A 21,790-nucleotide genomic window follows, 5' to 3' on the forward strand; every position below is an offset into this window, starting at 1 on the left:
GCTTTCTGGCCTGCTTCCGGGAAATCTTAGGGCAAGGAAAACGGGCGTAGCATCTTGATCGGAAAAGGGTTTTAGGGTTTCCGGTCAGACACTAGCTACACTCCGAAGATGCAACGACTACAAGCCTTCAAATACGAACTTATGCCCAATGGTGAGACGCAGCGTCATCTGCGCCGTTACGCGGGATCGTGTCGCTTCGTGTACAACAGGGCGTTAGCGTTGCAGCAAGCCAATCATGAAGCGGGTGAACAATTCATCGGTTACGTCGCAATGGCCAAGCACCTGACCGCATGGCGCAACGGTGTGGAAACCCCGTGGCTGAAAGATTCCCCTGTCCATCCCCTGCAACACGCGCTCAAAGATCTCGACAAGGCTTACCAAAACTTTTTCGCCAAACGTGCCGACTTCCCCCGTTTCAAGCGCAAAGGCAGCGGTGACAGTTTCCGTTACCCCGACCCCAAACAAATCAAGCTCGACCCAGGCAATAGCCGAATTTTTCTGCCGAAACTGGGCTGGATACGCTACCGCAATAGCCGCGATGTGTTGGGAGAACTACGCAATGTCACGGTTTCCAGCAAAGGCAGCAAATGGTTTGTCAGCATCCAAACCCAGCGCGAAGTGGAATTGCCAGCCACACCCGCAACCACTGCTATCGGTATTGACCTTGGGATAGCGCGTTTTGCGACGCTCTCCGATGGCACATGGATGGAATCGCGTAACAGCTTCAAGGGCAAGCAAGCGAAACTCGCCAAATATCAACGGCGCATGGCGCACAAACAAAAGTTCAGCAACAACTGGAAAAAAGCACAAGCCAACGTTCAAAAAATTCACACGCAAATCGCCAACGCCCGCAGCGATTTCCTGCACAAGGCGACGACCACGCTCAGCCAAAACCACGCGCTCGTGTTCATCGAAGATTTGCAGGTCGGTAATATGTCGAAGTCAGCGGCAGGCACAGCAGAAAACCCCGGCAAGAACGTTGCCCAGAAATCTGGCTTAAACAAAGCCATTCTCGATCAAGGTTGGGGAGAATTTCGACGGCAACTCGACTACAAAATGGCATGGAAAGGCGGCATTTTGTTCGCTGTGCCGCCGCATTATACCAGTCAAGAATGCCCAGAATGTCATCATGTATCGGCAGATAACCGCCAGACGCAAGCACGGTTTGTGTGCGTGAAATGCCACTATGAAAATCATGCCGATCATGCCGATCATGTCGGCGCGATCAATGTCAAAGAGCGGGGATACCGCTTGTTAGCCTGTGGAGATGCGGCCTTAAGCCGCTCGATGAAGCAGGAACCCACCGAAGTCAGTCAGCTATCTAGCTGAATGCAGTAGGAATCCCCTTCCTTTAGGGAGGGGAGGATGTCAATCCTGTTCTTCTGAATACTAAAACAGCAATTCTCATTTTACCACCCACTGCTCAATCTCATCCGCTTGATGCCGCCGCTCTAAGCCGACGAGCATAAAATCCAGCAGAGCCGTCCAACTTTTGAAGCACAAAAAGGTCGTGAGCGTATTGATGTCATCGAACAAGCGTTCGCGTGACCCCATTTTCTGAAGTAAAGTTCGGAAACGCTCATCCATCAAGTCAATCACGGTATGGACGAGATAAGCCAATAACACTAATGCGGCCAACAAGTTGGCGAGGTGTTGCTGCCCATGCCCGAAGTTGTGTTCAAAGTGGTAGCCTTTGGTTTTCAGGGTGTTGTTGTTTTCGTTCTCAATCTTCCAGCGACACCTCCCAGCCTTCACAAGATCGACGACCTTGCCGGTGGTGATAGGGTGAGAGGTGGCGAAATCTTTATGGTATAAGCACTTACCATCATCACGCACACTCGTGAGACTGAACCAGTTGACACGCAGGGCATCGTCCCCATCACGTAAGGGCATCTGCGTCGCAAAACGGTAGGTATCCGTGACAGAATGCTTTCCCATCCGCCGCTGTACAAGATGGGTGCGTATCGCGCCGATTTTCTCTAGCCCTTCCAACTCTTCATATAAGGTCGTGTGGGACGTGGGTTTGCAGTTGAAAATGAACTGTGCGCCAGCGTCCAGGACTGCTTGGCAAAAGGGCTGGTGACAATACAAATCATCCCCCAGAAACGTGATGCCCAGCGGGATGTAATCCGCGCCCCACTGAGCCAGCCAGCGTTTAGCGGCGTTGATTTCACAATCTTGCTTGGTTTGCCCATCTTGGCGGCTGATGAACTCTGGCGGTAACGGGATCACCTGTGGTTTATCGGGTGCTGTTAAAATCGGGGTCAGCACTTGGTGTGAGTAGGTGACTGTCCCGTTGTGATGCGTCTTCGTCAAACACTGCTCACAATGGATGTGGGATGACGAAAAATGCTGTGTCCCATCCAGTGCCAACAAATAACCGTAGTCATGCACCCGCCACTTATCCAAATAACCATTCTGTTGCAACCCATTGAAAAGATAACGGTAAGCAGGCGCAACGGCTGACGGCGGCACGCTATCCAGCAAATGGCGAATTTGATTGTCGCAGGGAATGGCATGAACACCGAACAACGTCTGTGCATTACTCCGCTCTTGGTTCTCCACCATGCGCCGCTGGTATTCCAGAAAGGACGCACACTGCATGAAAAACACCGAAAAAGCACTCAAACCCGTATCCTCCAAGGTATAGCGGGTATTATTGCCGGGTTTGCGGCAGTCGGGGAAGGCGCGGAATGTATCGCGCAATTGCTCCACGATACCCGCAAAAGTGAGCGGTGCGGTTAGCGCAGCAGCAGTAACGGTTGGGTAGCTCATCGACTTCACCTCCCGGAACAGATCTCAATGGGATAGGTTTAGTTTACGCCATTTTATTGGGTGAGGGGCAAAATGAGAATTGCTGATACTAAAACGTTCAGCTTGGCAGGCTGCTAGAATAAGTGAGATAATGGTGAAGTTACGCAAAGAACGCCGCGTAGCGGCGACGCGCAAAATGTATGGCAAAAGTATTCGACAATTTGTACCCACAATTGCTGGAATTCAGCAATCTGTACGCAGCTTGGCAAAAAGCCGCGAAGGGCAAGCGTCGTAGCCTGTTTGCTAAGCCCGTTCCGCTCAGAACGGCGGGAAGAGGGCGTATGCAATACGCCCCTACAGAGGGAGGTTCACGTAGGGGCGTATTGCATACGCCCTCTTCAGCGGTGCGCAAAGCTGCATGAAAGAATCCCCGTTATTTGCCAAAAGCTATGATTTCATCCGCTGGCTGATCCCCCAAACCGTCAAATTCCCCCGCACCCAACGTTTTGTTGTCACCGAACGCTACTGGACACGCGCCGCTTTGAACATGCCAGCCGCTTGCTGGAAGAAGTTGGGCGCTTGTTGGGTGGATGGTGTAAATCCACTGTTATAGAGTAATTTGTTAATGAATGCCGCAGAAGAAACCCCTCCTAACCTCCCCTTATCAGGGGAGGGACAAGAATGCACCACACCTCTTGACTCCTCCCCTGATAAGGGGAGGCCGGGAGGGGTTTCTTTATCCGACGAACACTGGATGCGCCACGCCCTTACCCTTGCCCGCAACGCCTGGCAGCAAGGCGAAGTCCCCGTCGGTGCTGTCCTCATCCGCGACGGCGAAATCCTCGCTGAAGGCTGGAACCAACCCATTACCTTGCATGACCCTTCCGCCCACGCCGAAATGCTTGCTATGCGGGCAGCAGGCCAAACGGTTGGTAATTACCGTTTACCCGGCACAACCCTCTACATCACGCTCGAACCCTGTCTGATGTGCGTCGGCGCCATGCTGCACGCACGAGTGGAACGGGTGGTATTCGGTGCTTATGACCCCAAAACCGGGGCAGCAGGCAGTGCGTTTAATCTGCTGCAAGACCCACGCCACTACCACAAGGTGCTAGCGGTGCAGGGTGGGGTGTTACAGGAAGAATGCGCTGCGTTATTGCAGGCATTCTTCCGTGAGCGGCGGGCAGCAGCTTCAGCCAAACCAGCGGCGGAGTAAGCGCGTTAACCAAGAATCAGTCGGAGCCGGTGCTGGCGTTGGGGTCGGCGTTGGTACTGGCGTCGGCCTTGGTGTCGGCGCAGGGGCAGGTGTTGGGTTGGGTGCTGGCACAGGTGCGGGTGTTGGGCTGGGTGTTGGCACAGGCACAGGTGCTGGGGTAGGTGTTGATGCTGGCGTGGCTGTTTGCGTACCATTGGCGAACCGGATGAGCTGTTCCACAATCGCTGCGAGCGGTGCGCTTTGCTTGGTGGCGGCTGATTGCGCCGCTGTGCGCCACGCGGCCGGGACAGCAGTACCCGCTTGCCATGTACCAGTCGCCTGCGACTCGTAAGACGTTTTGGCGTGAAGCCCCTTGCTCGGTGTCCACAAGAAGTCTGGGTGCTTGTTGGTATACCATTCACCGCCCACGATAGTGTTTGCAGCATCCAGCTCCAGATCATAGTAATAGGTGACTTTCTGGATGGCGTCTTGCGAAGGACTATCCGTTTCGCGTTGGCTGGGTGATGTCTCAACCACATAAGAAACATCCATGCGGATGCCGACAAAAGATTGGGTCTGGGAGCTGCGGTAAGCCTTGAATTTGTCGTTGGTAAACGCGGCTTTGCTAACCGTTGCCTCCGCAATACTACTGGCGTAGTTATTGGTTTGTGGGTTGAAGTAGCGGTATTCGTACGCGTAGATCGGTTGGTTCCAGACTTCGTAATCGAAGGTAACATCCAGTACGGTACTGCGTTTGGAAGCGCCAATCTGGTTGACGATGGCAAGATGCCAAGTACCGGGGTTGGTGTCAAAACAGTCTGCCGACTTGACGCGCCCGGTTACAGCGTCAGTCGCAGGGTCTTTGTCGTTGCAGCGCCCACCGATAAAGCGGGTAGGGCTGGCGGCGTTTGCCCACAGCAAAGACGCCAATGCCTTGATGTCGGAGGGGTAAAACTTGATGGCAACGCCACTCGGGGTTTTCAGCGTCACGCTTTTGGTCGGTCTGGCTAGCATATAGGCCGCAGGTGCCCAGCCGTGGCAGATGCCCATCCACATTTCTACCGAACCATGTGCGTCGTAATAGGATTTACCTTCTGCCCACATTTTTTTAGTCAAGGATTCATTGGTATCACCCACCAGCGCGTCGTATTTTTCCGCCGGGGAAAGCTGGTTGATCTTGGTGGCATTACCACTGGCGAGGATAGCCGCTGATGGGTTGTTGCGCACGTAATCGAAATTCTTTTGCCAGTCACTCGATTTTGGGAAGCTGGAGTCCGCATAACGTGCACCGAGGATACCTTTGTAAATGCCCCAGTAATCGTCTGACCACGGTGATTCTGCCAAGGAGGCTTGTTTGAGGCCAGCCGTTTCCATGTCGCTGAGCTTGCTGTAGCTCAGGGTATCCACCAAGTTGGCGGGTTTGTCGTTGGATGCAATGGCTGCACGGGTGGACAGGCCGCCTGGCTCACCACTGCCCGGTTGCAGGATGTGCATCCGCTGGGAATCTCGCGCTTCGATGTAATCCAGACTGTCAATCGCGTCTTGTGGGAACAGCGTCGCACCGTCTACGGGGTTGCCAGCGGCATCCGTTTTCGGTGGTTGGCGGTTCATGAAGGCTTTGGGGTCTTTCGCAAATGCTTCAAGATCAGCATTGATTTGCTGTTCGATAGTCGTAGGCATGGTAATTGCTCCTTGTCCGCTGCTTGGCGGGTTGCCCTGTGTCAATGAGACTAGGTTAAATGATTCTTCCCTGCCTTGAATATAGCCTGTTCTAGCTATTTTCGGGCAGATATTCCCATTGGTCGAAATAAGCGGCTTGCCCGGCGTAATGGCCTTGCGCATCCCGCAAATTCCACACAATGGCTTGTCGGATCAGGAAGCGCCGCCCGCTGCTGGAAATGCGTATCCCTGCATAGTTGTCGATATAGCCTTGGCGATTGACGGTTTGCAACAAATGCTCGCGCTCTTCGCGGGCGAGTGCTTCGGCGGAATAACGTGATGGCAGATTAGTGAGGGTTTCCCAATCCATTTCAAAGACTTCCAGCGCCTTCTTGTTACCGTAAGTGAAAATGGGGTCAGCGGCAGTATTGTGTGATAGTAGCACAAATGGTGCGTTGTCGAGCGCCTGCGCGGTGTTTACGCCTTGCCAGGGCAGCTCGGCCAGATCTCGCCCGACGTAGTGGCGGAAACTGCTGTGTAGCAAATGCAAGTGTGCGGTCAGTTGTGCCGGTGTCATCATATGCTGGCCAGATTACCTTTGGTTTCCAGCCAGTGCTTGCGGTCACCAGCGCGTTTTTTCGCCAAAAGCATGTCCATGACGATGTCGGCAGATTCGTCACCGTCGTCGATGCTGAGTTTGACCAAGCGGCGGGTATCCGGGGAAATAGTGGTTTCGCGTAATTGTAGCGGGTTCATTTCACCCAAGCCTTTGAAGCGGGTGACGGATACCGTGCCGCGTTTTTTCTCGGCGGTGATAATGTCGAGACGTGCCTGTTTTTCGGCTTCATCCAGCGCGTAATAAATTTCCTTGCCGATGTCGATGCGGTACAGCGGCGGCATGGCAACAAAGACATGACCCGCTTGAACTAATGGGCGGAAGTGCTTGAGAAATAAGGCGCAAAGCAGGGTGGCAATGTGTGCGCCATCCGAGTCGGCGTCGGCGAGAATGCAGATTTTGCCGTAACGTAGCTGATTGAGGTCGCAATGCCCCGGCTCTACGCCAATCGCCACGGAAATGTCGTGGACTTCCTGTGAACCCAGCACTTGTTCCGAATCGACTTCCCACGTATTCAGGATTTTACCGCGCAAGGGCATGATGGCTTGAAATTCGCGGTCGCGTGCTTGTTTTGCCGAGCCGCCTGCGGAGTCGCCTTCCACCAGAAACAGTTCGGTGCGGGTGATGTCCTGCGAGGAACAATCCGCGAGTTTGCCGGGCAGGGCGGGGCCTGCGGTGATGCGTTTGCGGATGACTTTTTTGCTGGCTTTCTGGCGTTTGGTGGCGTTGTTAATTGCCAATTGTGCGAGTTGTTCACCAATCACGGTGTTGTTGTTGAGGTAGAGGCTGAAGGCGTCCTTGATTGCGCCGCTGATGAAACTGGCGGCTTCGCGGGAGGAGAGGCGTTCCTTGGTTTGCCCGGCAAATTGTGGGTCTTGCATCTTGAACGACAGCACAAACGCGATGTTTTCCCACACGTCATCCGGGGTCAACTTCAGGCCGCGTGGCAACAGGTTGCGGAATTCGCAGTATTCGCGCAAGGCATCGGTCACACCCGTGCGCAAGCCGTTGACGTGCGTACCGCCTTGCACCGTGGGAATCAGGTTGACGTAGCTTTCCTGTATGGCTGTGCCGCCTTCGGGTAGCCACAGCAAGGCCCAGTCGAGCGTTTCACGCGGCGCGGTGAGTGAGCCGGTGAACGGGTCTTCGGGCAGGGTGATGAATTCGCTGATGGCTTCATTGAGGTAATCGCGCAAGCCACTTTGGTAATACCATTCGGTGACTTCGGGTTCGCTGGTGGAGGCATCAGTGAAACGGATGCGTAAACCGGGGCAGAGTACCGCCTTTGCTCGTAAATTGTGTTTGAGCGCTCTGACGCTGAATTTCACTGTGTCGAAGTATTTGGCGTCCGGCCAGAAATGCACGGTGGTGCCGGTTTCGCGCTTGCCTGCCTTGCCGATCACTTCGAGTTCGCTGGCTTTGTTACCGTCGGCAAAAGCCATGCGGTAAAGCTGGCTATTGCGCTTGATGGTGACTTCGAGCTTGCGTGAGAGGGCATTGACTACGGAAACGCCCACACCGTGCAAACCACCGGAAAACTGGTAATTCTGGTCGGAAAATTTGCCGCCCGCGTGCAGGGTGCAGAGGATGACTTCGATTCCCGGTTTGCCTTGTTCGGGGTGGATGTCGACCGGCATCCCGCGCCCGTTGTCGGTGACGGAAACCGAGCCATCGGTGTGTAGTGTTACGTCGATCTGGTTGGCGTGCCCGGCGAGGGCTTCATCCACGCTATTGTCGATCACTTCTTGCGCCAAGTGGTTGGGGCGCGTGGTGTCGGTGTACATGCCGGGGCGCTTGCGCACGGGGTCGAGTCCGGTGAGGACTTCGATGGAAGAGGCGTCGTAGGTGTTGTTGCTCATTATTCTCGTCAGTTCTGGTCTGGATGCGCGTCAAAATAGCGGGTTAGGGCGTGTTCGTAAAGCCCTAAAATATTCCTCATCGAGTCTTTCTGGTGAATCTTCCCATTTGTGGCATAATACTATCTATGTGCCAAAAAATGAGGTTTTAACCCATGCAAGCATTTGAAATAGCTGTTACCCAACAAGGCCGTATGGTTATTCCATCCCTATTGCGCAAGCAACTGGGGTTGAAATCAGGTTCGCGTCTGATGGCTCATCTGGAAAATGGGCGTCTGATTCTTGAGCCAAAAGAGTTGCTGTGGGAGAAAATCTATCAAGAAATGAGTGCGATACCAGCGAAAACTGATCTTGCCCAGGAATTGATAGATGAGCGTCGCGAAAGTGCAGGCAGAGAATAATGATTGATAAACGTTATGTGATGGATGCATCGGCATTGTTGGCTGTTATCCATAAAGAAACGGGAGCGGATAAGGTCAAGCCCTTGCTTGAAGAATCCGTCGTTTCTAGCGTCAATTGGTCAGAAGTACTGCAAAAGTTGAAGCGGGCAGAGTTGAATGCGGCGCGTATCGGGCAATTGTTACAAAGTCTGGGGCTTGAGGTCGTACCCTTTTCCGAGCAACAGGCAGAACTTGCCGCGACACTGTGGCAGCAGGCTGCTCCCATGGGCTTGTCATTGGCAGACCGGGCTTGTGTGGCAACAGGTGAGGCATTGGGAATGGAAATTGTAACAGCGGATAAAGTTTGGAAGGATTTGAACTTGTCAGTCCCCGTTTTCTCTATCCGCTAGTTTGGTTAATGCACTACCGTATGCAGCACTTTACCGTGTTCAAAATACACTGAAAATCCGCCATAATTCCACACCGTAATTCGGGGCCAGCGCTTTTTGACGGGGTTGGCGGACTGGCTCACGGAATATGGCTGGCCGTAGTGTGCTTTGACGTTATTCATGCTCATGCCACGGCTGGGGTAGTCGGCAAAGGCGGTAGTGGCGAAAAAAGGGATAGCCAGTAACGCAGTACTGAGTACGCTACTAAACCATTTGGGCAAACGCATGTCTGATCTCCCGATACTTTACTATTAAATGACACTCAATCAGTTGTACAATCGCCACCCATGTTTACACCACTCGAATTATTCATCGGACAGCGGTACACGCACTCGCGGCGACGTAACCGTTTCATCTCGTTCATATCGTTCGCCTCGATGCTCGGCATCTTGCTGGGGGTTATGGTGCTGATCACGGTTTTGTCGATCATGAACGGGTTTGAAAAGGAACTCAGGGACAAGATACTGGGAGTGGTTTCCCATGTCACGGTTTCGGGGACAAATGGGCAACTCTCTGATTGGACGGCAAAGTTGGACGGTTTGCAGGCTGAAAAACACGTCATCGGTGCTGCCCCCTATGTGCAAAAACAGGTGATGCTGACCAACGGCAACCTGATGCGCGGCGTGGTATTGCAGGGCATAGACCCGGCTCGCCAGAGTCAGGTCAGCGACGTGAATTTCAAAATGCTGGAAGGCAACTTCAGCAACCTCAAGCCGCGCGAATACGGCATTGTGCTGGGGGTGGAAGTCGCGGCTAACCTTGGGGTGATTCCCGGCGATAAAGTCACGGTGATTGTGCCGCAAGTGCAAGTCACACCCGCCGGTATTTTGCCACGCCTGAAACGCTTTACCGTGGTGGGTATCTACCAGATTGGGCATCCTGAATACGATGGCATGACCGGCTTTATTGAGCTGAGCGATGCATCGCGGCTGTTCCGCTTGGGTGAAAACGTCGGGGGGATACGTCTGAAACTGGATGATATGTTCGCAGCACCCGCGATTGGGCACGATTTACAGACCAAGCTGGGCAAAGACTTTGAGGTGGTTGACTGGAGTCAGGAACACGGCAGCTTTTTCCGCGCCGTTAAAACCGAGCGTATTGTGATGACCTTGATCCTGTTTCTGGTGGTGTGCGTGGCGTTGTTTAACCTTGTCGCATCCTTGATGATGGCGGTGAATGACAAGGAATCGGATATTGCCATCCTGCGAACGTTCGGGATGTCGGGAAAACGTATCATGCGGATTTTCATGATTCAAGGCAGTATCATCGGGGTGTTTGGCACGCTGGTGGGGATTGGGCTGGGTGTATGGCTGTCGCTGAATATCCACACGGTGATTCCGTTTCTGGAAAATACTTTCGGATTCAAGATTTTCTCGTCGGATGTGTTCTACATCAGTGAAATCCCCTCGGATCTGCGTTGGGGTAATGTGATCTGGATCGGTATTGCCTCGCTGATTGCTTCGGTATTGGCAACGGTTTACCCCGCTTGGCGTGCCTCACAAATCCAGCCTGCGGAGTCATTGCGCTATGAGTAAGATGTTCCAGCCGATGGAGCTGTTTGTCGGCTTGCGCTATACGCGCTCACAGCGTCAGAAGCATTTCATTTCGTTCATTTCGTTAGCGTCGATTATCGGGATTGCGATTGGTGTGCTGGTGCTGATTACCGTGCTGTCGGTGATGAATGGTTTCGAGCAAACCATGCGCGAGCGCATCATGGGTATGTTGGCGCACGTCACTGTTTCTGAAAACGATTTGATGGTGTCTGACTGGCAGAAAGTGCAAAAAGACTTGCTGGATTTTCCGCATGTGAAAGCGGTGTCGCCGTTTATTGAAAAGCCTGCGATGTTGAATCAGGGCGATGAAGCGCGGGCGGCAGTGTTGCAAGGTATTTTGCCGGAGGAAGAACGCAAGGTCAGCACGGTTTTCGATCATGTGGTCAAGGGTGATATGCAAAAGCTGCAAGCGGGCAGTTTTAATATTGCCATCGGCGCAACCATGGCGAAGGAATTGAAAGTCGATGTGGGTGACGCGCTGACGCTGGTCAGCCCCAGTGAAAATGCGTTGGAAACCGGGCAAATGCCTGCGTTGCAACGTTTCACCATTGTGGCGATTTTCCGGGTGGATATGCAGCAGTTTGATACCACTTCGGCCTACGTGAACCTTGAAGATGCGGAAAAGACCTTTGAAATGGGCGGGGATGTGACCGGCTTGCGGATGACGTTAGATGATTTATACCTTGCGCCCAAAACTGCCCAAGCTATTTTGCAGCGTATGGGGCAAGCGTGGCCGGATATGTGGGCAAATGATTGGACGAATCTGAATAAAAATCAGTTTGCTGCGATTCAGGCACAGAAGTCGGTGATGTTTATTATTCTAATGCTGATCATTGCGGTGGCAGCCTTCAATCTGGTGTCGACGCTGGTGATGGTGGTGACGGACAAGGAAGGCGATATTGCGATATTGCGTACCTTGGGGCTGTCGTCGGGGCGGGTGATGAAGATTTTCATGGTGCAGGGTACGTTGATTGGGGTGTTCGGTACGCTGATCGGCGTGGTGGCGGGTGTGTTGCTGGCGACCAATCTGGATGTGATTGTGCCGTTTCTGGAACGTTTGTTTGATACCCATTTCATCAATGCCGATGTTTATTTTATCAGCGAACTCGAATCACGGGTGAATCCGGGCGATGTCCTCGTGATTGCCTTGAGTGCGCTGTTTATGTCTATTCTCGCGACGCTTTACCCTGCTTGGCGTGCGTCCAAAGTCCAGCCTGCGGAGGCTCTGCGTTATGAGTAATGTGATTATTTCTTGCCAGCAATTGAGCAAGCGTTTCACCGAAGGTCGGTTGGATGTGGAAGTGCTACGCGGTGTGGATTTGCAAATACAAGCCGGTGAAAAAGTCGCGATTTTGGGCAGTTCCGGTAGTGGTAAAAGTACCTTGCTGCACTTGATGGGCGGGCTGGATTTGCCTACTTCCGGGCACGTGGAAGTGCTGGGCAAGCGCATGGATCAGTTGTCGGATACGGAACGCGGCGTGCTGCGTAACGAGTCGATGGGCTTCATTTACCAGTTCCATCACTTGCTGCCAGAATTCACGGCCTTGGAAAATGTGGCGATGCCGTTGCTGATCCGTGGTGTGAAAGTGGCGGATGCTACTGCTCAGGCGACTGATATTCTGGCAAAAGTGGGGCTGAAAGAACGTCTTGACCATAAGCCAGCGCAATTGTCCGGGGGGGAACGTCAGCGTGCGGCGATTGCCCGCGCACTGGTGTCGCGCCCGAAAGCGGTATTGGCAGATGAACCGACCGGCAACCTCGACCACAACACGGCTGAAAACGTGTTTAATTTGATGCAAAGCTTGAATGATTCCTTAGGAACGGCGTTTGTGGTGGTCACGCATGACCTGCAATTGGCGGCGAAAATGGATACGGTGTATCGCTTGACGGATGGGGTATTAGGGGCGGCGTAATTTACGTTTGCGGCGGGCTTTGATACGTCTGAGTAGATGCAAACGCCACAGTAGGTGGACGCCGTAGTAACCTGCTACGGAGGAGAATACGGCCATCAGGGATATGCCTAATAGGAATGGTTTCCAGATAAGGATCAGGCCATTCATTAGCCAGTCAAGGCTAGGGGCGAAGTTGAAGCCAGCCGTTGGATGTCCGACAATAGCTGCCCCTAACAAATACGCACCATAAAGCATCGGCGGCATCGTCACCGGGTTAGTAACAAACACCAGCACCACGGCTAAAGGCAAGTTGGCTCGAAAAAATACGGCTAACAGTGCTGCAATCACGGATTGGAAAGGTACTGGAATCCACATGCAAAACAGCCCAATCGCAAACGCGGCTGCTACATTGTGGCGGTTCAAATGCCATAAGCAGGGCAAATGCAACGTGTCCCCCAGAAACTGAAGATGCTTATGCTCTTTGAGTCTTTCAGGGTTGGGGAACAGTTTACGCAGTAACTTTCGTGGCATGAAGCCTCAATAACAACAATAAGGTCATTCATTATCCATGGTTTGTGAAACATGCGCACCTTTTCAGTGAGTTTTTTTATCGGCACGCTGGTGCTGTTGGTATTGCCGCGCCTGCCGGTGATGGATGCATTGTTTTGGGGAGGCTATTGTCTGGCAGGGTGTGTGTTGGGGGTGCTTCAATGGCGACGAAGAAAATCCCCCTCAATCCCCCTTTTTCAAAGGGGGAGGCAAAATAGCACTTCTAGCACCCCTCCTTTGAAAAAGGAGGGGTTGGGGGAGGATTTTCTTCTGGGCAAGGTGTTGTTGGGCATCTTGTTGGGCAGTTGTTACGCTATATGGGTGGCAAGTGATGTGCGGAATGCGTGGCTGCCCACCGCGTGGGAAGGCGAAGACAAGCTGTTGACGGGTACGGTGGTGGATGTGCCGGAACGCAGTGCCGATGGGTTGCATTTTTTATTGGATGTCGCTGTGCCGGAATACACCGGGCGTTTGCGAGTGGCTTGGTATGAGGATAATACGCCCGATGTCCGTGCTGGTGAACGTTGGCAGTTGCTGGTACGCGGCAAGCGTCCGAATGGTTTCATGAATCCCAATGGCTTTGATTATGAGCAATGGTTGTTTACGCAACGCATTGGCGGTAGTGGCTATGTGCGTAAGTCTAATAATAATCAGCGCGTGGCAGCAGCACCGTGGTGGGAACCGGATAGCTGGCGTCAGCATTTGCAGGAAAAGATCGCAACAGCTTTGCAAGGTTCGCCCATGACTGGGCTGGTGCAGGGGTTGGCGATTGCGTATACCGAGGGGATTTCGCAGCAGCAATGGGGGGTATTGCGTAACACGGGTACGATTCATTTGCTGGCGATTTCGGGCTTGCACATTACGATGGTGGCTAGTTTGGGGATTTTGCCGGTGTGGGGTATCTGGCGCTTGTTTCCAATGTTGTATTTGTGGCTGCCGTTGCGGGTCGCTGCGGGGGTGTCGGGTGGGGTATTGGCGACCGGCTATTCCTTGCTGGCAGGGTTTAATATTCCGACCCAGCGCACGCTGATCATGTTGCTGGTGGTGTTGGCGGGTTTGGTGTGGCGACGGCAAGTGCCGTTCAGTGTCACCATGAGTGTGGCTTTGCTGTTGGTGTTGTTGCTCGATCCGCTGGCGGGTTTGTCGGTGGGGTTCTGGTTATCGTTTGTGACGGTGGCTTTGTTGGCTTTTCTGGGAATGCGCCAGCGTAAGGTGGGTAAATCGGCGGTGCTGTGGATGCAGTTGGTACTGTCATTGGGCACGATTCCGCTGGCGGCAGGCTTTTTCGGCATGGTGTCGCTGAGTTCACCACTGGCTAATTTGATTGCGATTCCGCTGGTAACGTTTGTGGTGACGCCGCTGGTGTTGTTGGGCATGGCGTTGGTGGGGGTTTGGTCTGTTGGCGCTGCATGGATGTGGTGGGGAGCAGCAAAATTGTTGGAATGGTTGATGTGGGTGTTGGATTGGTTGGCCTCGTGGTCGCTGTCAACCGTTTACATGCCATTGATTCCGTTACCATGGCTGTTGTTGGCGGGGCTTGGGTTTGTGTTGCTGTGGTTGCCACGCGGAATGCCGGGGCGTTGGTTGGGGGCGTTGTTGATGTTGCCGCTGGTGTTGTATCAGCCGCCGCAACTGGATGCCGGGGCGTTTCGTGTGAGTGTGCTGGATGTAGGTCAAGGGTTGGCAAGCGTGGTACAAACCGCGCACCATACCTTGGTGTTTGATACAGGCCCCAAGGTGTCGGACAGTTTTGATACCGGGGTATTGGTGGTATTGCCGTGGCTGCGGGGGCAGGGCGTGGTAAACATTGATACCTTGATGGTTTCCCATGCGGATAATGATCATAGCGGCGGTGCGGGGGCGTTATTGGCAGCATTGCCTGTGGGCAAGGTATTGGCTAGTAGCCCTGATATACTAACAAGTCATCAGGTTGATTTATGTATGGCAGGCCAGTCATGGCAGTGGGATGGGGTAGAATTTAGTGTATTACACCCGGCAATGGATTTTCCTGATCAGAAGAAAAATAACCGTTCCTGTGTGTTAAAAATAATGAACCGCTATCATAGCGTTTTATTGACGGCAGATATTGAGCGTATTGCAGAAAAGTGGTTGCTCAAACAGCCTGTTGATTTGGTTGATTTGCGGGCTGAGGTTTTGGTGTTGCCACATCATGGTAGTAAGACATCTTCAAGCCCGGCGTTTATTCAGGCGGTTGCACCAACCTTGGGTATTGTGACCAGTGGTTACCGTAACCGTTTTCATCATCCACACCCTGACGTGGTTCAGCGTTATGCGGTTCGCAACATAAAATTACTCAACACGGTTGATAGCGGTGAATTGCGGCTGGATTTTCCTGAAACCCGTGAAATCATGCAGGTTAGGGAGTGGCGTATCGAGCATCAGCACTTGTGGAACCGTTACACTAAAAAGTAACGTGGCGAAACATTATTATTTATGCCAGAATCCAAGGCATTTCCCAATGGGTTTGCATATTGAACAGGGTATTTTTTGCCCGTGGTTCAAGCGAGTAGTGTTCAGGAATCAATGATGAAATTGGAAGAAAAGGATCTCGACATTTTCAAAAAACTGGATTCAAACGTTTATCTAACCCTCAATGATAAGCAGGCGTTGAAAACCAGTGTGGATGAATTGGCGCTGCGCTTGGTGGAGAGCGATCAGCGTTTGCAGCAAATGTCAGGCTTGCTGCTGGAAAAGGATGGTCATATCCGGGTACGTGATGCCCGCATTGACGAACGTGACAAGCGTATGGAAACCTTGGCACGTTTACTGGGTGAAAAAGAAAAACTGCTGAACCAGCAAAACCAGTTACTGGAAGACAAGGAAAAAGCCTTACGTGCCCGTGATGAAAGTGTTGTTTCCCGTGATCGTGCCGTGCAACAGCGTGACACCATGCTGGAAGACCGCGAATCACGCCTGAGTAGTCTGGAACAAAACCTCGCCCACTACGAAAAACTGTTGCAGGAAAAAGAGCTGCAAATCCAGATGCGCGACCGTAGTCTGGAAGACAAAGACCGTTCGTTGTCGCGTATTGATCAGGCCATCCAAAGCAAAGATAAGCTGCTGCAAAGCCGTGATGACAGTATCATCAAGAAAGACCAGCAACTGGTCGATCGCGAAACTTTGCTGCAAGAGCGTACCCGTCAGACGCTGGAACAGGAAAAAATGCTCAAGGAGCGTGACAAGCACCTGAGCGAGCGTGACAACCATGTGTTAGAACGTGACCGCCAGCTTGCCGCGCGTGACGGGCACATTGATCTTGCCAACCAGCATCTGCAATCCCGTGACCGCACCATTGCCGAGCGCGACCAGCAAATTCAGACACGCGAGCAATTACTCAAGGAAAAAGCCAGTTTATTGCAGGAGCGTGACCAGCGCATCGGCATCCAGCAACAGCAGGTGGAAAAGCGTGACCTTACCCTGGGTCAGCGCGACCGCGAACTCAGCGAACGTGACCGCACCATCGGTGAACGCGATGATGAGTTGCGCTTGCGCGAAGAAGCCATCCGCAGCCGTGACCAGCAGGGGCTGGATTTTCTGCAAACCATCCGCGAACTCGAAGACCATTTGCAGGAACGTGATACCCAGTTAACTGACCGTGACCGCCAATTGTCGATGCGTGATGAGCGTATCAATAAGGCTGACGAAGATTTACGCGACCGTGATACCCGTCTTTCCAGTCGCGACCGCACCGTGGAAGAGCGCGACGTACAAATCACCGAGCGCGACCGTCGCATCAAGGAACGCGATATTTCCTTGCGCGAACGTGACACCCGTATCAGCGGGCAAGACTTGCAACTGCGGGAACGTGACAAGCAGTTGCAATTACGCGATACCCAGTTGCAAAGTCGCGATGTCACCATCGGCGAACGTGACCACGGCATCAAGCAGCGTGACGGGCATATTTCCCAGCTAAACGGGCAGATGCAGGAACGCGATGAAACCATCCATGCGCGTGACTCGCTGCTGACCGAGCGCAATGCGGCTATCCAGCAACGTGACGATACGGTGCGGGAACGTGACTTCCAACTCACTGAGCGTGATCAGAGTCTTCAGCAGCGCGATACCTCGCTGCATGAGCGTGATCTGCAAGTCCAGACACTGAGCGAATTTATCACCGAGCGTGATACCAGCCTGCAAGTGCGTGATACCGAAATTGCCGCCCGCGATGATCAGGTGCGTAACTTGCAACTCGAAGTCCACTTGCGTGACCAAAGCATTGCCGAACGCGATGTGCAGTTGCAGCTCCGTGACCAGACGGTGCAGGATCGCGATGAATTCCTTTCGGAACGTGAAGAGACCATTGCCGAACGCGATGCGACGGTAGCGGAACGCGATGCCCAACTTGAACAGCGTGATTTGCACCTCCAGCATAAGGAAGAAGCCTTACAAACGCGGGATCAGCAAATCCATTTGCGTGACACCGAGGTAGTAAAGCGCGATGCCAGCCTGCATGAACGCCATGCTACGATTGCGCAACGTGATGCTCATCTGAATGCGCGTGACGAACAAATCAACAAGCGTGATATCAGCCTGCATGATCGCGACCAGACGATTGTTGCCAAGGAAGCGCATATCCGCCGCCGTGATGAACGGCTTCAGGAACTGACCTTGCGTATCCAACATCTGGAAAATGCTTTGAAAGAGCAGGGACAGCAGTTGCAGAATCGTGATGAAGCCTTGCATCAGCGTGACCTGATCATTGCTCAGCGTGACCGCCAAATCGACAAACTCGATAAAAGTGTGGTCAAGTATACGGCGGGGGCGCAAAGTGTGTTCATCAAAGGTGCGATAACGGGTCTGGCGGCCGCCTTGGTGTTTGTGTTGGGTTTGAGACTAATGGCTATTTTCTAACGTAATGGCTATTTTCCTTGAAAAGGGGATTGACAGTTTGTACGGCTGTCGTTAATATTCGCGCCTCTTGGCTACATAGCTCAGCTGGTTAGAGCACATCACTCATAATGATGGGGTCCCTAGTTCGAATCTAGGTGTAGCCACCAGTATAAACAAAGGGTTGCGTCCTTATAGGTGCAGCCCTTTTTTATTTTGGTTATTTTTATTGCTTTCTTAGTCACGGGTTTAGTCACGCAATTTGTTTGCTAGGATTGGACAACCCTCTTCCCGCTATCGCCACAGTGACATAAACAAGGCGATACCCCACACGAACCCACCGATCATGAATTGCTGCCAGTCACTACTCAATTCTTCAAAGTGTTTCGCCTTCGGGAATATCAAACCCGCTGCAATGGCAAAGAGCGATACTTGCAACCAGCCTAACCATTTAGGAAGATCGTTCATCAGTCGTGCGCGAGATACCCCTGCCTTTAGGCATGGGGAGGGATAGCGCGTCGGCGACAGCCGACCCTCTTCTCGCTCCTCCGTTTGGTTTGCTATCTTCGGTTGTTGACTCTTCACGAAATATACGATATTTTGTGAATAATGAAAACTAAACGCGCCTACCAATTCCGATTCTACCCAGACCCACAACAAGAAACGTTGCTGGCTCAGACGTTCGGTTGTGTGCGCTACGTTTACAACAGCATCTTGCGTTACCGCACGGATGCCTACTATCAGGCTCAGGAAAAAGTTGGGTACACGAAAGCGAGTTCCCAACTGACTGCCATCAAAAAACTGCCTGAAGCTACTTTCCTGAACGACGTTTCCAGTGTTCCGCTGCAACAATGCTTGAGGAATCAGCAAACGGCGTTCAAAAACTTCTTTGAAGGTCGGGCAAAATACCCTGTCTTCAAATCTAAAAAGCACCGCCAATCGGCTGAATTCACGTACCGCGCGTTCAGCTACCGTGACGGTGAATTGAAACTGGCGAAGTGCGATAAACCGCTGAATATCAAGTGGAGTCAGGCACTTCCGGCTGACCCCACCACGGTTACTGTTTCCAAAGATCAGGCCGGACGCTATTTTGTGTCTTGCTTGTGTGAATTTGAACCCACGCTGTTGCCCGTCACCGATAAAAAGGCAGGCATTGACGTGGGCATCAAGGATTTGTTCGTTACCTCTGACGGTTTTAAATCCGGTAATCCCCGCCACACCGCACAACACGCGGCTAAACTCGCGAAGTACCAACGCCGTCTTGCCAAGAAGACACTCGGCAGCAAGAACCGGTTGAAAGCTAAACGCAAGGTCGCCCGTGTTCACGCGAAAATTTCCGATGACCGTTCGGACAACTTGCACAAGTTGTCCCGCAAACTGATTAACGAGAACCAAGTGGTTTGTGCTGAAAACCTCGCCGTGAAGAACATGATTAAGAACCCAACGTTAGCCAAGCACATTGCGGATGCAAGTTGGGGTGAGTTCACTCGCCAGCTTGCGTACAAAGCTGGCTGGTACGGGAGGACATACGTTGAGATAGGGAGATTCTTCCCGTCCACTAAACGCTGTTCCTGCTGTGGGTTCGTGAAAGAAAACATGCCGCTGGACGTGCGATCGTGGGAGTGCCCCGAATGCGGCACAACCCACGACCGTGACGTGAATGCAGCACGTAACATTTTAGCCGCCGGGCTGGCGGTGTTAGCCTTTGGAGAGAATGTTAGTGGCGATGGCATTTCGGTGTCGTCGTCCTGTTCTCGGTGAATTAGGAATCCCCCGGCTTTAGCCGTGGGGAGTAGTCAACGCTGCATTTTCCTGATGGTGTCCACGGATAAGTACAGGCGTAATCCGTCTTCCTGTTTGAGTGGCAAGAATTCAAACCGTCGATAAAATCCAACGGCTTCGGGTTTCGCATCCACCACAATACACGCCACGCCTAGGGTACTTCCTGCTTTCAAGGTTTGTTTCATGGCATGAATCAGCAACTTTGAGCCGATATGCAGCCCTGATTGCCGCGCTTTCAAATCAGTCGCCATTCTGCCCAGTAATGCAGCCGGAACGGGATAACGGGGCAACTTCTTTGCAACACTTTCTGGAAAATCATCATGCAGGATGTGTGCAGCCGATAGCGTGTAATAGCCCAATACTTTGCCGTTATCGTCAACAGCAACATAGGCTTGCACAATGCCCTTTTTTACCCCTTGCGATAGGTGGCGCTGTAGGTATTCATCGAGCTTTGCATTGCCTGATTCAAATTCCTTGCGGTCATGCTGTGTCGCGTCGAATGCCTCTATTCTCATTCAAGCCCCGCATCGTGGTAGTCAATCCATGCTTTCCGCAATGCCTCATTAGGTTCTGGTGGATTCTCTAGGGTATCCATGAATGCTTGCCAGTCTTGGGCATTCAGGGTGAAAAGCTGATGCGCTTGCAGGATTTCACGCGCTTTGTCCATTGCAGCACCTAGCACCAAGGCTGTTAGCGTACTGCCGTTGATTTCTGCGGCTTTTGCCAGCATGTTTTTAGTGCTGGAAGGTAAGCGGATGTCAAACCGCTCTATGGTTTCAACTTGCATGTTCTTTTCCTCATACGGATTAATACCGTACAGTCTAGCGCGTTGTTTTGACGGTTGCACGAAATGGCAAAACATTGATCTCTGGTGAGCCTGCAAGGATGTTTTGCAAATACGCATCCCATACCGCGCTAGTGCGCCGTTTTTCGGCAAGGTACGAATAGCGGTCATAGTGTTTGGTGGATACGTCGGTTAGTGCGTGATTTTGAAAGCGGTCACGATCTTCTTTGCTGATACCCGCCTCACCCATGAGCGTTTTGACGGTGCGTCGAATATCTTTGGGCACAAACGGATTCATTCCCGTGCGCTTGCAAATGCGATTAATTGCCCGACTAAGGGTGTGATAGCCCATATCCTCACTGGCATTGCCTTTGATTTTGCCAAACAATGCGCCGCTGGTGCTGGTATCACACAAGCGCTCTTGCAACAGAGGAATGGCAACTTCCCCAAACGGCACAAGGTGAGTGCTTCCATTCTTCGTATCCAACAAGGTCACGTATTGATTTTGCATATCCACATCATCAGCATGAAGCCCTAATATTTCCTCAACACGTTGACCGCCCAAAGCAAACAGTAGCCGTATTGCTACCTCTGTTTTGGGATGCAAGCCGCAATCATCAAGCAAATCCCAAAGGTGTTTCACCTCTTCACCGGATAATGCCCTATCCCGTGCGTGAGTGCGTTTGTCAGGCTTCGGCACATCGCGCACGGGGTTTGTGCTGATACCAAAGCGTAACGCCTCAAAATGCCGTTTAGCGTCGTTATCCCATTCGATACCGAAAGCAAACGCCGCGCTTAGGTATGCCCGTACTTTGTTTGCCATCGTCATTTTTTCGCGCTTGATGATTGCCGCCAATACCGCCCTAATGTCAGTCGGTAAAACGTCTTTCGCTTTGGTGGTGGCTGGAATGGCGGAATAGACGTTGCTGTTTAGGCATTGCTCTACATCGAACCAAGAGCGCTTACCCTGCAACTTCATATCGGCAACATAGGCATTGAGCAATTGCTGAATATTGCCCATAGAAGATTCACGCTTAAGCCGGTCGAGTTCGGCACGTCGAGCCGCGTTTTCTTGCACCAGCTTTTCATCACGGATTATTTGCGGGTCTCTGCCCTCTTCGTGGATGCGCTTTGCATCAGCATACGCAGAATAGGCTTCTTTCAGGGATAGACCGCCGTTCTTAGCTTGTCCGTCACGATCTACGCCGTAATAGCTGCCCAAAGTCATCACACGCTGCTTTTTGTCTATCGGTTCACGGTACAGATAAATGAAGGTGATTTTGCCACCGGATGATACTTGCACCCCAAAGCCCGCCCGCTGCTTGCCTTCAAATTTCCGATAGGGTTTTGCTTGTGGAGTGAGTGAATCGAGCAATTTGATAGTGAATGCCATGTGACTAAACCGCCGTTTCGTGACTAATTCACATCATTCTAGTTCTTAGTCACGCGCTTAGTCACGCGATTTGCTGGCTA

General features: G+C 52.4%; 22 protein-coding genes and 1 tRNA gene. 13 read left to right on the forward strand and 10 right to left on the reverse strand.

All coding sequences use genetic code 11. The features are described from left to right. Nucleotides 1-108: 108 nt before the first annotated feature. Nucleotides 109-1,329 carry an RNA-guided endonuclease InsQ/TnpB family protein gene (locus tag J9253_RS03860; RefSeq protein ID WP_210223386.1) on the forward strand — a complete coding sequence of 407 codons (1,221 nt, stop codon included), beginning with the start codon at nt 109-111 and terminating at the stop codon, nt 1,327-1,329. Between the two features lie 75 nt (nt 1,330-1,404). Here the strand turns inward: J9253_RS03860 and J9253_RS03865 are convergent, their stop codons facing one another. Then, on the reverse strand, nt 1,405-2,775 hold the full coding sequence (locus tag J9253_RS03865; protein ID WP_210222466.1) for an ISNCY family transposase: 1,371 nt from the start codon (nt 2,773-2,775) through the stop codon (nt 1,405-1,407). 179 nt (nt 2,776-2,954) lie between these two features. Between J9253_RS03865 and J9253_RS03870 the strand changes: the two genes are divergently transcribed. Genes J9253_RS03870 through tadA form a run of 3 tightly spaced genes read left to right on the forward strand, consistent with a single transcriptional unit; the run spans nt 2,955 to nt 3,970 of the window. Then, nucleotides 2,955-3,176 (forward strand): hypothetical protein, encoded by a 222-nt coding sequence (locus tag J9253_RS03870; RefSeq protein WP_210223387.1) that lies wholly within the window; start codon nt 2,955-2,957, stop codon nt 3,174-3,176. Continuing rightward, entirely contained in the window at nt 3,173-3,367 is a 195-nt protein-coding gene (locus J9253_RS03875) for a hypothetical protein (RefSeq protein ID WP_210223388.1), read from the forward strand. Before J9253_RS03870 ends, J9253_RS03875 begins: the two co-directional genes overlap by 4 nt. A 12-nt stretch (nt 3,368-3,379) precedes the next feature. After that, nucleotides 3,380-3,970, forward strand: a complete 591-nt coding sequence (gene tadA / locus J9253_RS03880) for a tRNA adenosine(34) deaminase TadA (RefSeq protein ID WP_210223389.1) — start codon at nt 3,380-3,382, stop codon at nt 3,968-3,970. Here the strand turns inward: tadA and J9253_RS03885 are convergent. From J9253_RS03885 to parE, 3 genes are all read right to left on the reverse strand, one after another. Then, entirely contained in the window at nt 3,947-5,629 is a 1,683-nt protein-coding gene (locus J9253_RS03885; RefSeq protein WP_210223390.1) for a hypothetical protein, read from the reverse strand. The genes tadA and J9253_RS03885 overlap by 24 nt on opposite strands. Before the next feature lie 91 nt (nt 5,630-5,720). Next, complete coding sequence (locus J9253_RS03890; RefSeq protein ID WP_210223391.1) at nt 5,721-6,188, reverse strand: MEKHLA domain-containing protein; 468 nt, start codon at nt 6,186-6,188, stop codon at nt 5,721-5,723. Further along, nucleotides 6,185-8,083 carry a DNA topoisomerase IV subunit B gene (gene parE, locus J9253_RS03895; protein ID WP_210223392.1) on the reverse strand — a complete coding sequence of 633 codons (1,899 nt, stop codon included), beginning with the start codon at nt 8,081-8,083 and terminating at the stop codon, nt 6,185-6,187. The genes J9253_RS03890 and parE overlap by 4 nt, the downstream gene beginning before the upstream one ends. Nucleotides 8,084-8,235: 152 nt before the next feature. On the opposite strand from parE, the gene J9253_RS03900 reads away from it, so the two are divergent. After that, on the forward strand, nt 8,236-8,481 hold the full coding sequence (locus J9253_RS03900; RefSeq protein WP_210223393.1) for an AbrB/MazE/SpoVT family DNA-binding domain-containing protein: 246 nt from the start codon (nt 8,236-8,238) through the stop codon (nt 8,479-8,481). Continuing rightward, nucleotides 8,481-8,870 carry a type II toxin-antitoxin system VapC family toxin gene (locus tag J9253_RS03905; protein ID WP_210223394.1) on the forward strand — a complete coding sequence of 130 codons (390 nt, stop codon included), beginning with the start codon at nt 8,481-8,483 and terminating at the stop codon, nt 8,868-8,870. Before J9253_RS03900 ends, J9253_RS03905 begins: the two co-directional genes overlap by 1 nt. A gap of 5 nt (nt 8,871-8,875) precedes the next feature. Here the strand turns inward: J9253_RS03905 and J9253_RS03910 are convergent, their stop codons facing one another. Beyond that, entirely contained in the window at nt 8,876-9,136 is a 261-nt protein-coding gene (locus J9253_RS03910) for a hypothetical protein (protein WP_210223395.1), read from the reverse strand. Between the two features lie 60 nt (nt 9,137-9,196). Between J9253_RS03910 and J9253_RS03915 the strand changes: the two genes are divergently transcribed. The 3 genes from J9253_RS03915 to lolD are packed head-to-tail and all read left to right on the forward strand — an operon-like array spanning nt 9,197 to nt 12,375. After that, complete coding sequence (locus tag J9253_RS03915; protein ID WP_028487859.1) at nt 9,197-10,444, forward strand: lipoprotein-releasing ABC transporter permease subunit; 1,248 nt, start codon at nt 9,197-9,199, stop codon at nt 10,442-10,444. Then, complete coding sequence (locus tag J9253_RS03920; RefSeq protein WP_210223396.1) at nt 10,437-11,702, forward strand: lipoprotein-releasing ABC transporter permease subunit; 1,266 nt, start codon at nt 10,437-10,439, stop codon at nt 11,700-11,702. Before J9253_RS03915 ends, J9253_RS03920 begins: the two co-directional genes overlap by 8 nt. After that, a complete protein-coding gene (lolD, locus tag J9253_RS03925; protein WP_028487861.1) occupies nt 11,695-12,375 on the forward strand; it encodes a lipoprotein-releasing ABC transporter ATP-binding protein LolD in 681 nt (226 codons plus the stop codon). The genes J9253_RS03920 and lolD overlap by 8 nt, the downstream gene beginning before the upstream one ends. Here lolD and J9253_RS03930 read toward each other — a convergent pair. Further along, a complete protein-coding gene (locus tag J9253_RS03930; RefSeq protein ID WP_210223397.1) occupies nt 12,361-12,885 on the reverse strand; it encodes a DUF2062 domain-containing protein in 525 nt (174 codons plus the stop codon). The genes lolD and J9253_RS03930 overlap by 15 nt on opposite strands. A gap of 51 nt (nt 12,886-12,936) precedes the next feature. Here J9253_RS03930 and J9253_RS03935 point away from each other — a divergent pair, with 51 nt between their 5' ends. The 3 genes from J9253_RS03935 to J9253_RS03945 all read left to right on the forward strand — a co-directional run bounded on the left by J9253_RS03935 (nt 12,937) and on the right by J9253_RS03945 (nt 17,921). After that, the gene (locus J9253_RS03935; RefSeq protein WP_210223398.1) at nt 12,937-15,336 is read left to right on the forward strand and encodes a DNA internalization-related competence protein ComEC/Rec2; all 2,400 of its coding nucleotides are present in this window, start codon (nt 12,937-12,939) and stop codon (nt 15,334-15,336) included. 111 nt (nt 15,337-15,447) lie between these two features. Then, nucleotides 15,448-17,775, forward strand: coding sequence for a coiled-coil domain-containing protein (locus tag J9253_RS03940; protein WP_228291500.1), 2,328 nt, complete (start codon nt 15,448-15,450; stop codon nt 17,773-17,775). 69 nt (nt 17,776-17,844) lie between these two features. After that, nucleotides 17,845-17,921: transfer RNA gene (locus J9253_RS03945), tRNA-Met, on the forward strand. Between the two features lie 124 nt (nt 17,922-18,045). On the opposite strand, the gene J9253_RS03950 is transcribed toward J9253_RS03945, so the two are convergent. Continuing rightward, the gene (locus tag J9253_RS03950; protein ID WP_210223399.1) at nt 18,046-18,219 is read right to left on the reverse strand and encodes a hypothetical protein; all 174 of its coding nucleotides are present in this window, start codon (nt 18,217-18,219) and stop codon (nt 18,046-18,048) included. Nucleotides 18,220-18,360: 141 nt separating this feature from the next. Between J9253_RS03950 and J9253_RS03955 the strand changes: the two genes are divergently transcribed. Further along, nucleotides 18,361-19,512: an RNA-guided endonuclease InsQ/TnpB family protein gene (locus J9253_RS03955; protein ID WP_210221241.1), complete on the forward strand. Its 1,152-nt coding sequence runs from the start codon at nt 18,361-18,363 to the stop codon at nt 19,510-19,512. A gap of 35 nt (nt 19,513-19,547) precedes the next feature. Here J9253_RS03955 and J9253_RS03960 read toward each other — a convergent pair whose 3' ends face one another. Genes J9253_RS03960 through J9253_RS03970 form a run of 3 tightly spaced genes read right to left on the reverse strand, consistent with a single transcriptional unit; the run spans nt 19,548 to nt 21,710 of the window. Continuing rightward, a complete protein-coding gene (locus J9253_RS03960) occupies nt 19,548-20,048 on the reverse strand; it encodes a GNAT family N-acetyltransferase (protein WP_210223400.1) in 501 nt (166 codons plus the stop codon). Continuing rightward, a complete protein-coding gene (locus tag J9253_RS03965) occupies nt 20,045-20,320 on the reverse strand; it encodes a type II toxin-antitoxin system TacA family antitoxin (protein ID WP_210223401.1) in 276 nt (91 codons plus the stop codon). Before J9253_RS03965 ends, J9253_RS03960 begins: the two co-directional genes overlap by 4 nt. A 34-nt stretch (nt 20,321-20,354) precedes the next feature. After that, a complete protein-coding gene (locus tag J9253_RS03970; protein ID WP_210223402.1) occupies nt 20,355-21,710 on the reverse strand; it encodes a tyrosine-type recombinase/integrase in 1,356 nt (451 codons plus the stop codon). Nucleotides 21,711-21,790 lie beyond the last annotated feature (80 nt).

Source organism: Thiothrix litoralis (assembly GCF_017901135.1).
Classification (GTDB): Bacteria; Pseudomonadota; Gammaproteobacteria; order Thiotrichales; family Thiotrichaceae; genus Thiothrix; species Thiothrix litoralis.